16 protein-coding genes are annotated in these 13,945 nt (G+C 73.8%); 7 read left to right on the forward strand and 9 right to left on the reverse strand.

Annotated elements, in window-relative coordinates; all coding sequences use genetic code 11:
* Window positions 1-59: 59 nt before the first annotated feature.
* From gatB to PKA89_RS06095, 4 genes are read right to left on the reverse strand one after another with little or no spacing between them, the layout of a single operon-like run.
* A complete protein-coding gene (gene gatB / locus PKA89_RS06080; protein WP_324417601.1) occupies window positions 60-1,589 on the reverse strand; it encodes an Asp-tRNA(Asn)/Glu-tRNA(Gln) amidotransferase subunit GatB in 1,530 nt (509 codons plus the stop codon).
* Window positions 1,586-3,103 (reverse strand): Asp-tRNA(Asn)/Glu-tRNA(Gln) amidotransferase subunit GatA, encoded by a 1,518-nt coding sequence (gene gatA, locus PKA89_RS06085; protein WP_324417603.1) that lies wholly within the window; start codon window positions 3,101-3,103, stop codon window positions 1,586-1,588. The genes gatB and gatA overlap by 4 nt, the downstream gene beginning before the upstream one ends.
* Window positions 3,104-3,111: 8 nt before the next feature.
* Complete coding sequence (gene gatC / locus PKA89_RS06090) at window positions 3,112-3,408, reverse strand: Asp-tRNA(Asn)/Glu-tRNA(Gln) amidotransferase subunit GatC (RefSeq protein WP_324417605.1); 297 nt, start codon at window positions 3,406-3,408, stop codon at window positions 3,112-3,114.
* Window positions 3,409-3,460: 52 nt separating this feature from the next.
* On the reverse strand, window positions 3,461-3,817 hold the full coding sequence (locus PKA89_RS06095) for a hypothetical protein (RefSeq protein ID WP_324417607.1): 357 nt from the start codon (window positions 3,815-3,817) through the stop codon (window positions 3,461-3,463).
* Between the two features lie 34 nt (window positions 3,818-3,851).
* Here PKA89_RS06095 and PKA89_RS06100 point away from each other — a divergent pair, with 34 nt between their 5' ends.
* Window positions 3,852-4,523: a TRIC cation channel family protein gene (locus PKA89_RS06100; protein ID WP_324417609.1), complete on the forward strand. Its 672-nt coding sequence runs from the start codon at window positions 3,852-3,854 to the stop codon at window positions 4,521-4,523.
* A 12-nt stretch (window positions 4,524-4,535) separates the two neighbouring features.
* On the opposite strand, the gene PKA89_RS06105 is transcribed toward PKA89_RS06100, so the two are convergent.
* Window positions 4,536-5,072 carry a hypothetical protein gene (locus PKA89_RS06105; protein WP_324417611.1) on the reverse strand — a complete coding sequence of 179 codons (537 nt, stop codon included), beginning with the start codon at window positions 5,070-5,072 and terminating at the stop codon, window positions 4,536-4,538.
* Window positions 5,073-5,146: 74 nt separating this feature from the next.
* On the opposite strand from PKA89_RS06105, the gene PKA89_RS06110 reads away from it, so the two are divergent.
* Window positions 5,147-5,440 carry a type VII secretion target gene (locus PKA89_RS06110; RefSeq protein WP_324417613.1) on the forward strand — a complete coding sequence of 98 codons (294 nt, stop codon included), beginning with the start codon at window positions 5,147-5,149 and terminating at the stop codon, window positions 5,438-5,440.
* Entirely contained in the window at window positions 5,437-6,516 is a 1,080-nt protein-coding gene (locus PKA89_RS06115) for a hypothetical protein (RefSeq protein WP_324417615.1), read from the forward strand. The genes PKA89_RS06110 and PKA89_RS06115 overlap by 4 nt, the downstream gene beginning before the upstream one ends.
* A 10-nt stretch (window positions 6,517-6,526) precedes the next feature.
* Here PKA89_RS06115 and PKA89_RS06120 read toward each other — a convergent pair whose 3' ends face one another.
* A complete protein-coding gene (locus PKA89_RS06120; protein ID WP_324417617.1) occupies window positions 6,527-6,868 on the reverse strand; it encodes a hypothetical protein in 342 nt (113 codons plus the stop codon).
* A 117-nt stretch (window positions 6,869-6,985) separates the two neighbouring features.
* Between PKA89_RS06120 and PKA89_RS06125 the strand changes: the two genes are divergently transcribed.
* From PKA89_RS06125 to PKA89_RS06135, 3 genes are all read left to right on the forward strand, one after another.
* Window positions 6,986-7,447, forward strand: coding sequence for a YbaB/EbfC family nucleoid-associated protein (locus tag PKA89_RS06125; RefSeq protein WP_324417619.1), 462 nt, complete (start codon window positions 6,986-6,988; stop codon window positions 7,445-7,447).
* Window positions 7,444-7,869 (forward strand): hypothetical protein, encoded by a 426-nt coding sequence (locus tag PKA89_RS06130; protein ID WP_324417621.1) that lies wholly within the window; start codon window positions 7,444-7,446, stop codon window positions 7,867-7,869. The genes PKA89_RS06125 and PKA89_RS06130 overlap by 4 nt, the downstream gene beginning before the upstream one ends.
* Before the next feature lie 111 nt (window positions 7,870-7,980).
* Window positions 7,981-9,780, forward strand: coding sequence for a hypothetical protein (locus tag PKA89_RS06135; protein WP_324417623.1), 1,800 nt, complete (start codon window positions 7,981-7,983; stop codon window positions 9,778-9,780).
* Window positions 9,781-9,886: 106 nt separating this feature from the next.
* Here the strand turns inward: PKA89_RS06135 and ligA are convergent, their stop codons facing one another.
* From ligA to PKA89_RS06150, 3 genes are read right to left on the reverse strand one after another with little or no spacing between them, the layout of a single operon-like run.
* Entirely contained in the window at window positions 9,887-12,022 is a 2,136-nt protein-coding gene (gene ligA, locus PKA89_RS06140; protein WP_324417625.1) for an NAD-dependent DNA ligase LigA, read from the reverse strand.
* A 27-nt stretch (window positions 12,023-12,049) separates the two neighbouring features.
* Window positions 12,050-12,367 carry a hypothetical protein gene (locus PKA89_RS06145; RefSeq protein ID WP_324417627.1) on the reverse strand — a complete coding sequence of 106 codons (318 nt, stop codon included), beginning with the start codon at window positions 12,365-12,367 and terminating at the stop codon, window positions 12,050-12,052.
* A gap of 40 nt (window positions 12,368-12,407) precedes the next feature.
* Window positions 12,408-12,887: a DUF664 domain-containing protein gene (locus PKA89_RS06150; protein WP_324417629.1), complete on the reverse strand. Its 480-nt coding sequence runs from the start codon at window positions 12,885-12,887 to the stop codon at window positions 12,408-12,410.
* A 131-nt stretch (window positions 12,888-13,018) separates the two neighbouring features.
* Between PKA89_RS06150 and PKA89_RS06155 the strand changes: the two genes are divergently transcribed.
* Window positions 13,019-13,945 (forward strand): AMP-binding protein (locus tag PKA89_RS06155; protein ID WP_324417631.1); only part of this gene is annotated, 927 nt, incomplete at its 3' end.

The raw sequence follows: 13,945 nt of genomic DNA on the forward strand, positions 1-13,945 counted from the left end.
CCCTCCGGGGCCGTTTCGGGCCGTCCCGAGGTGGGTGATCCGCAAGAAGTCCGGTGCGGTCAGGCCTGGCCGAGCCGCTCGAGGATGATCTGCCGGGCCGCGGCGGCGTCCGCCTGGCCCTTCATCTCGCGCATCACCTGGCCGATGAGGGCCCCGGCGGCCTGCACCTTGCCGTCGCGGACCTTGTCGGCGACGTCGGGGTTTGCCGCGATGACGGCGTCGACGGCCGCCTCGAGGGCCCCCGAGTCCTGCACCAGCTCGAGCCCGCGGGCGTCCGCGACCGCGGTCGGGGTGCCCTCACCGTCGAGGACGCCCTCCCAGGCCTGCCGCGCCATCGAGTCGTTGAGCCGCCCGCTGGTGACGAGCGACTCGAGCTCGACGACGTGGGCCGGGGTGACGCCGAGGCGCGCGGCGTACGTCGGCACGTCCTCGCCCTCGGTGTTCGCCCGCCGGGCGATCTCGCCGGACCACCACTTGCGGGCGGCGGCCGGCGAGGCACCGGCGGCGACCGTCTCCTCGACGAGGTCGACGAGCCCCGCGTTGACGACGTCGCGCATCTCGAGGTCGCTGTAACCCCAGGCCGCCTGCAGCCGCTTGCGCCGCTCGGCCGGCGGCTCGGGCAGGGTCGCCCGCAGGGCCTCGACGGTCTCGCGCGACGGTGCGACGGGCACGAGGTCGGGCTCGGGGAAGTACCGGTAGTCCTCGGCGTCGGACTTCACCCGTCCTGAGGTCGTGATGCCGGTGTCCTCGTGCCAGTGCCGCGTCTCCTGGGTGATCGAACCGCCGCCGGCGAGAACCGCTGCGTGCCGCCCGATCTCGTAGCGGACCGCCCGCTCGACCGAGCGCAGCGAGTTGACGTTCTTGGTCTCGGTCCGGGTGCCGAACACCTCCGATCCGCGGGGGGTCAGCGACAGGTTGACGTCGCAGCGCATCGAGCCCTGCTCCATCTTCACGTCGCTGACGTCCATCGCCCTGAGCAGGTCGCGCAGCGTCGCGACGTACGCCTTCGCGACCTCGGCGGCCCGCTCACGGGTGCCGGTGATCGGCTTGGTGACGATCTCGACGAGCGGGATGCCGGCCCGGTTGTAGTCGACGAGCGAGTGCGTGGCGCCGTGGATGCGACCGGTCGAGCCGCCGACGTGGAGGGACTTCCCGGTGTCCTCCTCCATGTGCGCGCGCTCGATCTCGACGCGGTACGTGGAACCGTCCTCGAGCTCGACGTCGAGGTACCCGTCGTAGGCGATCGGCTCGTCGTACTGCGAGGTCTGGAAGTTCTTCGGCATGTCCGGGTAGAAGTAGTTCTTCCGCGCGAACCGGCACCACTCGGCGATGGAACAGCTGAGCGCCAGCCCGATCCGGATGGCCGACTGGACCGCCACCTCGTTGACGACCGGCAGGGCGCCGGGCAGGCCGAGGCACACCGGGCAGACCTGCGTGTTCGGCTCCGCGCCGAACGCGGTCGGGCAGCCGCAGAACATCTTCGTGTTCGTCCCGAGCTCGACGTGCACCTCGAGGCCCATGACGGGGTCGTAGGCCGCGAGCGCCTCGTCGAAGGAGAGCGTCGGCTCCGCGCCGGTCGTCGTGCTCATCGGGCCACCTCCGTCAGGTCGGGCGCGCGGTCCAGGAGGGGGCCGCCCCAGGCGGCGCTGAGCCGGGCCTCCAGCGCGGCGCCGACCGAGTAGAGGCGGTCGTCGGCCATCGCCGGCGCCAGCACCTGGAAGCCGGCGGGCAGGCCGTCCTCGTCGGCGAGCCCACTCGGGACCGAGAGGCCGGGGATGCCGGCGAGGTTCGCCGGGATCGTCGCGATGTCGTTGAGGTACATGGCCATCGGGTCGTCGAGCTTGTCGCCGAGCCGGAACGCCGTGGTCGGCGCGGTGGGGCTGACGAGGACGTCGGCGGTCTCGAAGGCCCGCGAGAAGTCGTCGGCGATGAGCCGTCGCACCTTCTGGGCCGAGCCGTAGTAGGCGTCGTAGTACCCGCTCGACAGCGCGTAGGTGCCGAGGATGATCCGCCGCTTGACCTCGTCGCCGAATCCGGCGTCGCGGGTGGCCGCCATGACCTGTTCGGCGCTCGGCGCGTCGACGCCGTCCGGGGCGACCCGCAGGCCGTAGCGCATGGCGTCGAACTTCGCGAGGTTGCTCGAGGCCTCGCTCGGGAGGATGAGGTAGTACGCCGCGAGGGCGTAGGTGAACGAGGGGCACGAGACCTCGACGACCTCGGCACCGGCGTCGACGAGGTGCTGCACGGCCTCGTCGAAGCGCGCCTGGACCCCGGCCTGGAACCCCTCGCCGGTCAGCTCGCGGACGATGCCGATCCGCATCCCGGAGACGTCGGCCCGGCGGGCGGCCTCGACGACCGGCGGCACCGGGGCGTCGACCGACGTGGAGTCCATCGGGTCGTGGCCGGCGATCACCTCGTGGAGGAGGGCCGAGTCGAGGACCGTGCGCGTGCAGGGCCCGGCCTGGTCGAGCGACGACGCGAGCGCCACGAGCCCGTAGCGCGAGACGCCGCCGTAGGTCGGCTTGGCCCCGACCGTGCCGGTGACGGCGGCCGGCTGGCGGATCGAGCCGCCGGTGTCCGTGCCGATGGCCAGCGGCGCCTGGAACGACGCGACGACCGAGGACGAGCCGCCGCCGGACCCGCCCGGGATCCGCTCGAGGTCCCACGGGTTGCGGCTCGGGCCGTACGCGCTGTGCTCGGTCGAGGAGCCCATCGCGAACTCGTCCATGTTCGTCTTGCCGAGGATCGGCAGCCCGGCCGCCCGCAGGCGGGCGACGAGCGTGGCGTCGTAGGGCGGCACCCAGCCCTGGAGGATGCGGCTGCCGCAGGTCGTCGGCAGGCCCTTGGTCGCCAGGACGTCCTTGACGGCGACCGGGACCCCGGCCAGGGCGTGGAGCGGCTCCCCCGCGGCCCGGGCGCGGTCGACGGCGTCGGCCGCGGCGAGCGCACCGTCGCCGTCGACGTGGAGGTAGGAGTGCACGGCGCCGTCGACGGCCGCGGTGCGCTCGAGGAGCGCCCGGGTCACCTCGCGCGAGGAGACGGAGCCGGCGCCGAGGAGGTCGGCGAGCTCGGCGGCGGTGGCGCGGGTCAGGTCGGTGGTCACGCGCTCGCTCACTCCTCGTCCAGGATGCGAGGCACGCTGAAGCGCTGCTGCTCGGACTCCGGGGCGCCGGCGAGCGCCTCCTCGGGGGTGAGGCAGGGGCGCACGACGTCGGGGCGGGTGACGTTGACGAGGGGCATCGGGTGGCTCATCGGCTCGACGTCGGCGATCGGCGCCTGCTGCACGGTGGCCACCGCCTCGAGGATGACGCCGAGCTCGCCGACCATCCGGTCGAGCTCGGCGTCGGAGAGGTCGATGCGGGCGAGCCCGGCGAGGTGCGCGACGTCCGCGCGGGTGAGTTCGGCCATGGCGGGCAGTCTATGGGGGCCCGCGACGAGGGCCGTGCGGCGCCCGGCCGGCTCACGAGCCGGAGAGCCCGAGCTCGGCCAGACGGACCAGCGCCGAGAGCCCGACCCCGACCGCGAGGGTCAGCAGGACGGACTGGACCAGCCAGAAGCCCCACCGCACGACGAGCCCACCGGCGCTCCCGGGGGCCTCGGCGCGCATCGCCGACCACCACCGGTTCTCGGCCAGAGGTCCCCACGATCCGTCCGTTCGCGGGACCCACGGCAGCCACGGGTCCCTCGCCCGGCGCGCCCGGCGCGCCTCGGTGACAACGGGCCACACGATGAACCACCACGAGCCGACGAGGATGGCGGCGGCCACGACGAACACCAACGTCACCACGGCCCACACGGCCAGCAGCAGAGCCCCCATAGGTCGAAGACCCTAGCGCTGCGAGAATCGGCCGGTGCTCACCGACACCGCCTCGCTGCAGACCGTCCTCGACGTCTGCGGGGTCTTCGTCTTCGGTCTGTCCGGTGGGCTCGTCGCGGTCCGGCGCGGGCTCGACCTCTTCGGCGTCCTCGTCCTCGCCTGGGTCGCCGGACTCGGCGGCGGCATCATCCGGGACCTGTTCCTCGGCATCACGCCACCGGTGGCGGTCAGCGACTGGCGGCTGCTCGCGGCGGCTGTCGTCGCCGGCGGCGCGGTCTTCCTCCTCCACGGTGTGTGGGAGGACGACGACGCCCGTCCCGCGGGGGGCCGGCGGCACGTCACGCGCGCGGTCCGCCTCCTCGACGCCGCCGGGCTGGCGCTCTTCGCGGTCAGCGGCGCGCTCGTCGCCCTCTCCCGGGACGCCGGTCCGCTCGCGGCGACGCTCATCGGCGGCATCACGGCGATCGGTGGCGGGCTGCTCCGCGACGTCCTCGCCCGGCAGGTGCCCGAGGTGCTCCAGCGCGAGCTCTACGCCCTCCCCGCCCTGGCCGGGGCTGCGCTCGTCGTCCTCCTCGACCGCGTCGACCTGCTGTCCCCGCTGACCGCGTGGCTGGCCGTCGCCCTCGTCTTCGTCATCCGGGTCGTCGCGGTGGCCCTGGACCTCAACGCGCCCCGCGCACTGCGCAGCACCCCGCCCGACCGCTGACGCCCGGGCAGCTCAGGCGTCGGACCCGAGCAGCGCCGCACGCGAGTAGTCGCCCTCGACGAGCGAGGGGTCGCGGGCGGCCCAGGACCGCAGCACGGCGAGAGCCGCCGGCCACTGCCGCATCGACTCGTCGACCTGGGCGACGATGCCACCGTTCTCGGCGATGACCTGGACGCGGGCACCCCGGTTGGCCCGGTTGAGGGTCGAGGGCGGCAGCGCGCGCAGCTCGCGCAGCGACGAGACCGGCACCGACACCGCGCCGGGACGCCGCTCGACGCGGTCGCCCTCGACGTCGAGGACCGTGCGGAAGCGGACGACGAACCACGCGGCGGGCGGGATGACGAGCACGAAGAACAGGACGAGCACCCAAACGGCGACCGCCGCGAGGAGCGGGGTGCCCTCCCCCGTCCCGTCACGGACCAGGCCGACGAGCCCGAGGACGCACCCCACCCAGAACGCGAGCATGAGGGGCAGCGAGATCAGGCGCACCCACGCCGGGGCCGTGATGACTACTCGGGTGGGGAGCTCTCCCCGTTGAGGTGCGCTCATGGCCCTCAGTATGGTCGGCTGGGACAGAGGCGTACCCGGGGAGGGCGTCGGGGAGCAACCGGAACGGGAGATCGATGACCTACGACGTGAGCCCGGGCGAGATCCGCACCCACGCGGGTGACGTCGCCCGCGTCGCCCAGGCGCTCGGCCAGATGCAGCAGGCCAGCTCGGTGAGCGGCGGCAGCTACGGGCTCCTCCTGCAGTGGCTGCCGGGCGCGATCAATGCCGTCAGCGGTGACGTCGAGGGCGCTCTCGACACCGTGGCCACGAACGCCGACCGGGCGGTCAACGGGCTGCGCGCGATGGCCGACCAGTACGAGGCCGACGACACCAACGCGTCGTGGCAGCTGAGGAGCTCCTACCCGTGAGCACGCAACCCACCATCGGCCCGCAGAACCCCTACACCGTCCCGGACGCCGGCAGCACCAACGCCGGCGACTCCTTCATCGGGCTGGACGAGGGCTCCGGCTGGACCTCGGGCGCCGGGCTCATCGACAGCGGCTACGGCACGATCAACGCCCTGTGCAGCGGCAACTGGATCGACGCCGCGCTGAGCGGGGTCGCCCTCGTCATCGACGCCGCCGCCACCGCGGCCGACCCGATCGGGTCGGCCCTCGCGGCCGGCATCGGCTGGATCATCGACCACCTCAACCCGATCAAGAAGTGGTTCGAGGAGGTTGCGGGCAACCCCGGCGGAGCCGTCGCCCAGGCGCAGACCTGGGGGCTGATCTCGAAGGACCTCGGCCCGGCGGCCAGCGACTGGCGCTCGAGCGCCGGCGTCCTGCGCGGGGGCAACGAGGGACCGGCGGTCAACGCCTACCTCGGCTGGCAGCAGACGCACGTCGACGCCATCTCCGCCCTCGAGGGTGCGGCGGCCGGCATGGAGAAGGCGATCAGCGCGTGCGCGGCCGTCGTCGGCTTCGTCCACGGCTTCCTGCGCGACGTCCTCGCCCAGCTCGTCGGCGCGGCCATCAGCTGGATGACCGAGGCGCTGCTCTCCTTCGGCACGCTCATCCCGTGGATCATCGGCCAGATCAGCACCCGCATCGCGGCGGTCTCGGCCAAGTGCTCGTCCTTCGTCACCGGCCTGGTCCGCACCGGCAGCAAGCTCGACGACCTGCTCAAGGCCCTCGGGTCCTGGGGCCAGCAGCTGCTGCGCCTCCTCGACAAGGTCAAGCGCAACCCGGCCCTCCACCGCCCGGCCCCCCGGCACGCCGGACCACCCTCCGCGCCACCGACATCGGTGCCCCCGTGGAGCTGGACGCCGCCGGACGGCTGGACGCCTCCCGGCGGGCGCCACGCCGCCCCGCAGCCCTCGTTCCCGAGCCACCTGCAGGACGCGGTGGCGGCGGCCGGCCGCGACAGCGGTTACTCGGCCGCCACGAACGGCACGGACGGGGTCAAGCAGGGCCACGCGGGGATGACCGAGCCCGAGGACGACTGAGGGCCGGCGCTCAGAAGGCGCTGACGATCGTCACGACGAGGTCGACCGGGTAGACGGCGAGGCCGAGGACGACGAGCGTCCACACCGTCCAGCGCGCGACCAGCCCGCCGGTGCCGCGCCGGTCGGGCTCCGGGGCCCGGAAGACCGCGAAGAACCGGGAGGCGGCGAGGACGCCCCAGCGGCCGTCCGGCCGGCGCTCGAACGGCGTCCACCAGTCGCCGGTGCGCAGGCCCGCGGCGACACCCCGCAGGTACGGGACGAGGAAGAGGAGCAGGATGCCGCCGAACAGCACGAGGGCGATACCGCCGGCGAGCGCGACACCGCGCTCGGGGTGCAGCTCCTGGACCAGCACGTCCCTCGTCCTCCCCGTCCTCGTCCGCCGCCGGCCGGGCCGGCGCGGTCGTGCAGACGCTACACGGCACCCCGCCCTGGTCGCCGCCCGGACGGGCTCCGGGCTAGGGTCGGGCGCATGACTCAGCCACGGGGGTACTCGGGTCCGGACGAGGCGCTGGCCGCCATCGCGCAGGACGTCGCGGGCGTCGGCCCGGCGCCCGACACGGCGCAGGCGTGGCAGCGCGAGGTCGAGGCGCTCGCGGGCACCGGCACCGCCGAGGCCGGACGCGTGCGGGCCGAGGTCGACGTCCAGGGGATGCTCACCGGCCTCGTCGTCGGTGACGTCGTGGCCTCCCGCGGCGGTCGTGTCGTCACGGCCGCCATCCGCACGGCCCTGCGCCAGGCCCAGGAGTCGGTGCGGGAGAAGGCGGCTCGCTCCGCCGAAGCGACCTGGGGGCCCGGATCGGCCACGGCGGAGGCCTTCCGCGCGGAGGTCGAGGCGGCCACCCCGCTCGTCGAGGCCCTGCCGCCCGAGACCGACGGCCGCACGATGCCGGGCAGCGGCCCGCAGGCCCCGACCCGGGGAGGCACGTGGTGACCCGGCCGCAGCCCACTCCCGGGATGGACCCGCACCTGTTCGAGGGCAGCACCCCCGGCGAGACCGAGCTGCGCCGGCTCGTCGAGCAGGCCAGGGCGGCCGCGGCGTGGCGCCGGTCCGTCGAGACCCTGCGCGGCGTGGGCGAGTCCGAGGACGGCGTCCGGGTCGAGGTCAGCGCGTCGGGCGGGGTCGTCGCGGTCACGGTCCCCGACTCGGCGTGCACCGAGGGCGGGGCGGCGGTCACCGAGCAGGTGCTCGATGCCGTGATGGCCGCCCAGCAGGACCTCGCGGCCCAGCTGCGGCGTTCCAGCGAGGAGGCGTTCGGCGAGGACTCGCCCGCGGCCCGCACGGTCTCGGGGTCCCTCGACACCCGCTTCGCGCGGGCCACGGCGCTGCCGGACACCGCCGACGACGCCGGCTGACCCGGCTCCGGGGCCCGCCCTCGAGGTATCACCGGCCCCACCCGTGCCTCTTCCGGGGTGAGCGGCCAGACGGACTGGGGATCGGCCCGCCACGCTCGGAAGTGACACGTCATGCCCACGAAGAAGAGGAAGCCCCCCACCCTCCCCGCCCCCGTGCGGGACCGCCTCGCCGAGCTCCTCGGCGCGGACCCCACCCCGGCCGGCACCCTCGAGGTCCGGGTCCCCGGGGTCGGGGTCGTCACCGCGTACCACGCCGCTCCCGCGGGGGGCGGCAACGAGGTCGCCGCCCTCGTCGTCGCCGAGGACGGCACGATGACGCCGTACGCGGAGTTCGTCGCGACCCTCGGCCACGACCCGTTCGTCCCGGTCTTCCCGCCGCCCGTGTTCGTCCCCCTCCCGGAGCGCGAACCGGTGACCATCGACCCGGCACGCAACGACTGGCGCCTCGACAGGTGCGACCGGTACACCGAGACGATCACGGTCACCGTGCCGCCGACCGGCGCCGCGCCGAAGGCCGACGTCTACCTCCTCGCCGACACGACGGGCAGCATGGGACCGGTCCTCGACGCGGTCAAGGCCGGCGCGGACGCGATCCTCGCCGACCCGGCGCTCACCGGCTTCGACGTGGCCTGGGGCGTCGGCAACTACCGCGACTTCCCGGTGCCGACGCCCAACTCCTACGCCTTCCAGCACCAGGTCGCCCCGACGACCGACCACACCGCGGTCGGCACCGCCATCGGCGCGTGGACCGCGGCCGAGGGCAGTGACATCTCCGAGGGGCAGCTCTACGCACTCCACGAGATATCGACCAATCCGACGATCGGCTGGCGCCCGGACAGCAAGCGCATCCTCGTGTGGTTCGGCGACGCACCGGGCCACGACCCGATCTGCACCGACCTCACCGGGCTGGCCACCGCCGTCACCGAGGCCTCGGCGACCGACGACCTCACCGGTGCGGAGGTCACCGTCGTCGCGGTCAGCACGACGACGGGGACGGTGGACGCCCTCGACGGCGACCCGAACGCGAGCGTCTACGACTACACGACGTGCCCCGCCGCCGGGTCCGCCGGGCAGGCGTCGCGGATCACCGCCGCCACCGGGGGCACCCACGCGACCGGCATCGACCCGGGCAGCATCGTCGCCACCCTCTCGGCGCTCATCGCGGCCGCGGTCAAGTCCACCGGCAACGTGCACCTCGAGGCCACCGGCGACACGGCCCAGTTCATCGAGTCCATCACTCCCGCAGGCGGGTACGGCCCGCTGGACGGCGATGAGACGCACGTGCTGACCTTCGAGGTCGTCTGGGTCGGCACCAAGCCGTGCGCCGAGCGCGACCAAGAGCTCCACGGCGCCATCGACGTCGTCGCCGACGGGGTCGTCGTCGCGAGCAAGAAGGTGCGTGTCGTCGTGCCGAGGTGCCGCTACCACTACGTCGTCGAGGTGGTCTGCGGGACGCGTCCCGGCAAGGACCCCGGTCGCGAGCACGACGACAAGGGCCACGGGGACGGGCACGACCCCGGTCCGGGTGAGCCGGAGGGCGCCTGTGCGGTCGTCCCGGGCCGCTACGCGACGGCGGTCGTCATCGACAACCCCTCGACCTGCCCGGCGCGGATCGAGAAGCGGTTCGCCCCGCTCGTGGTGGAGGGCAAGACGATCGGCCGCGAGCCGGAGACCCAGCCGGCGCGGCCGTTCGCCAAGCTCGAGCTGCCGGCCGGCCACGCGACGATGGACGACTGCTGCGCCCTCCACGAGGCGGTCGACCACGGCGCCGGGCTGCTGCTCGGGGTCCTCGACATCGTCTCCGACATCCCGCTCGAGGTGCGGGCCGTGCTCACCGCCGACGGCGGACCGGGCTCGGTCGGTGCCCCGTCGGTGACGACGCGGCCGGTCGAGGCGCGCCGCGCCCCCTGACCGGCCCGGCGCACCCCGCCCCTCGGGTGCGCCACCGGAACGCGACCCGGCGGGCCACTGCCGATCCAGGCCCGCCGGGTCGTCCCGCTGCCCGGCCCCGCTCCGCTCAGTCGGGCGACCCGGTGTCGAGCAGTCGGACGAACTGGGCCTCGTCGAGGATGGTCAGACCGAGCTCGCGGGCCTTGTCCTCCTTGGAGCCGGCGTTCTCGCCGACGACGACGTAGTCGGTCTTCTTCGACACCGAGCCGGACGCCCTGCCGCCCCGCGCGAGGATCGCCTCCTTGCTCTCGTCGCGGGAGAACCCCTCGAGCGACCCGGTGACGACGACGGTGAGCCCGGCGAGGGTCTGCTCGACCGACTCGTCGCGCTCGTCGACCATCCGGACGCCGTCGGCGGCCCAGCGGTCGACGATCGCGCCGTGCCACTCGTTGCCGGGCTTGTCGAACCAGTCGCGCACGGACTCGGCGATGATCGCGCCGACGCCCTCGACGCCGGCGAGCTCCTCCACCGTCGCCTCGCGGATCCGCTGCATCGACCCGAGGCTCTGGGCCAGCGCCCGGGCGGCGGTGGGCCCGACGTGCCGGATGGACAGCGCGACGAGCACCCGCCAGAGCGGCTGCTGCCTGGCCGTGGCGAGGTTGGCGACGAGCTTGGCGCCGTTGGCCGAGAGGACCCGTCCGTCGACGACGGCGTCCTCGGGGTCGGTCTTCTTCGCGGCGCGGGTGTAGAGCGGGACCCGCGCGATGTCGGCGTCGGTGAGGCTGAAGAGGGTGGACTCGTCGTCGAGGACGCCGGAGTCGAGCAGGGCCACCGCGCCCTCGTAGCCCAGGGCCTCGATGTCGAAGGCGCCGCGCCCGGCGAGGCTCGACAGCCGCTCGCGCAGCTGGGCGGGGCAGGACCTGCTGTTCGGGCACCGGATGTCCTTGTCGCCCTCCTTCTCGGGGGCGAGGGTCGTGCCGCACGAGGGGCACTCGGTGGGCATGACGAACGCGCGCTCGCTGCCGTCGCGCAGCGCGACGACCGGGCCGAGGATCTCGGGGATGACGTCGCCGGCCTTGCGCAGCACGACCGTGTCGCCGATGAGCACGCCCTTGCGGACCACCTCGGTCGCGTTGTGCAGGGTGGCCCGCTCGACGGTCGAGCCCGCGACGACGACGGGCTCCATGACCCCGAACGGCGTGACCCGGCCGGTGCGCCCCACGTTGACCTGGATGTCGAGGAGCCTCGTGTTCACCTCCTCGGGCGGGTACTTGTACGCGATGGCCCAGCGCGGCGCCCGGGAGGTGGAGCCGAGGCGGCGCTGCACCGCGATCTCGTCGACCTTGACGACGACGCCGTCGATCTCGTGCTCGACGTCGTGGCGGTGCTCGCCGGTGCGCGCGATGAAGGCGTTGACCTCCTCGATCGTGTCGACGACCCGGAAGTGGCTCGAGACCGGGAGCCCCCACGCCTCGAGCGCGGCGTAGGCCTCGCTCTGCCGGGTGAGGTCGAAGCCCTCGCGCCGGCCGAGGCCGTGGACCAGCATCCGCAGCTCGCGTGCCGCCGTGACGCGGGGGTCCTTCTGCCGCAACGACCCCGCGGCGGTGTTCCGCGGGTTCGCGTACGGCGGCTTGCCCGCCTCGACGAGCTGCGCGTTGAGCTCGGCGAAGGCCTCGATCGGGAAGTAGACCTCCCCGCGCACCTCGACGAGGTCGGGAACCGGATGGGTCGTCGTCGCGAGCTCGGTGGGGATGCCCCGCACCGTGCGCACGTTGAGGGTGACGTCCTCGCCGGTGCGGCCGTCACCGCGGGTCAGGGCCCGGGTGAGGCGCCCCTTCTCGTAGAGGAGGTTGACCGCCAGCCCGTCGATCTTCAGCTCGCAGAGGTAGTGGAAGGCCTGGCCGGCGTCGCGCTCGACCCGGGCGTTCCACTCGAGCATCTCCTCGGCCGAGAAGGCGTTGTCGAGGCTGAGCATCCGCTCGAGGTGGTCGACGGCCTGGAAGTCTGTGGAGAACACGGCGCCCCCGACCTGCTGGGTCGGGCTCTCCGGAGTGCGCAGGCTCGGGTGCGCCTCCTCGAGCGCGGTGAGCCGCTTCATCAGGGCGTCGTACTCACCGTCGCTGACCGTCGGCGCGTCCTTGACGTGGTACGCGAACTGGTGCCCGCGGGCCTCCTCGGCCAGCTCCTCCCACTCGTGCCGGACGTCGTCGGGCACGGCGTCGGCGGGCGGCTGCGCGGCGGGGTCGGTCGGCGTCTCGCTCACCCGCTCATCCTGCCGCAGACCACCGACTCAGTCCTCGGAGCGGTCGGCGACGACGGCCATCACCCCGGCGGCGGCACCGGCGAGCGAGAGCAGGCTGAGGAACAGCTGGAGGACCGCGACGACCGGGTAGGCCTCCATCCCCCACAGGCCGCCGACCCAGTAGCTGCCGGTGAGGGCCGTCTGCGCGAGCCCGGAGAGCAGCGAGAGCCCGAAGAACAGCAGGGCCCAGGTGCGCCAGGCCCGGCGGCTGGGCGAGCGGCTCACGAGGGCCAGGCCGACGGCGGGCGGCACGAGGTGGAGGACCAGCAGCGCGACCGACAGCGTGTACGTGAACGACGAGCCCATGGGTCCCCTCCCCGGGCGGACGACCCACCCGGACGCGACCCTAGCGGTCCGCGGACGCGGTCCGCCGCTCCCGCAGGAGGACGTCGCGGGTCACCTCGAGCTGGCCGAGGTGCTGGGCGAGCTCCTCGTAGACGTGCAGCAGGACGGCCCCCTGCGTCTCGTACCCCGGCTCCGGCCGGGGCGCCGGCGGGTCGGCCGGGGGATCACCGAACGACGCGGCGGCGACGTCCTCGTGCAGCCCGGCGCGGCCGGCCGCGAGCAGGGCCAGCGCCTGGTCGACGCTCCCGGTGGCCCGGAACTCGGCGTCGCGGTCGCGCGGGACGACGATGCCGCGGTTGACCGTGCGCCCCCACCGGGCCATGACGCCGACGACGTGCGCCACGAGGCCGAAGGCGCTGTTGCCGCCGTCGAGCCCCGCGACGCGGACCCCGACGAGCTCGTCCCCCAGCTCGCGGCAGATCGCCGCGTACCCGTCGAGGGCGGTGTCGCAGTAGACGAGGTACTCCTCCGCGCTGATCACGCCCCGACGCTAGCGCCCGGCCCTGTCGGTCGGCGCCGTCCCCGCCACGCCGCGGCGTCGAACCTCTGGCGGAGCCCGGCCCGGCATACGAGGATGGAGCCCCGTCACCGACGCCGGACCAGGAGCCACCGATGACCAACCTCGTCACCAACCTCACGACGACCGCGGCCGAGATGCCCGAGCAGGACGCGCTGCGCGTCAGCGGCCAGGGAGTCACCTACCAGCAGCTGCACGACATGGCGGCGAAGGTGGCGGGGACACTGCGCGAGAACGGGATCCAGCCGGGCGACCGCGTCGCCGTCATCCTCCCGAACGTGCCGGCGTTCCCGGTCGTCTACTGGGGGATCCTCCTCGCCGGGGGCATCGTCGTGCCGATGAACCCGCTGCTCAAGGCCGGGGAGATCGACTACTTCTTCACCGACTCGGGCGCCAAGATCGCCTTCGTGTGGCCCGACTTCGTCGAGGAGGCCACCAAGGGCGCGCAGAACAGCGGCACCCGGGTCGTGACCACCGGCGCGATGGGCCCGGAGGACTTCGAGGGCGGCTCCCCCCTTGCCGAGCCCACACCCCGCGAGGACGACGACACGGCGATCATCCTCTACACCTCGGGCACCACCGGCCGCCCCAAGGGCGCCGAGCTGACCCACAGCAACATCCACCTCAACGCGCTGCGCTCGGCGAAGGTCATCCAGACGATGACCTCGGACGACATCGTCATGGGCTGCCTGCCGCTCTTCCACGTCTTCGGCCTCGTCGTCGGCCTCAACGCGGCGACCATCGCCGGCGCCTCCCTCGCCCTCATCCCGCGCTTCGACCCGCAGGCGGCCATCGAGGTCATCGAGAAGGAGCGGGTGACGATCATGCAGGGGGTGCCGACGATGTACGCCGCCATCCTCAACCACCCGGCCTCGGACGGGATGGACGCGAGCAGCCTGCGCACCTGCGCCAGCGGCGGGAAGATGGCCTCCAATCTGATCGAGAGCGGTGACATGCTGCGCATTCGCGTCACCGCCACCGTGAACTTCATCACGCCGCTGATCAACAACATGTTCCCCGCG

Origin of the sequence: Phycicoccus sp., assembly GCF_035325325.1 — a bacterium.
Taxonomy (GTDB): Bacteria; Actinomycetota; Actinomycetes; order Actinomycetales; family Dermatophilaceae; genus Phycicoccus.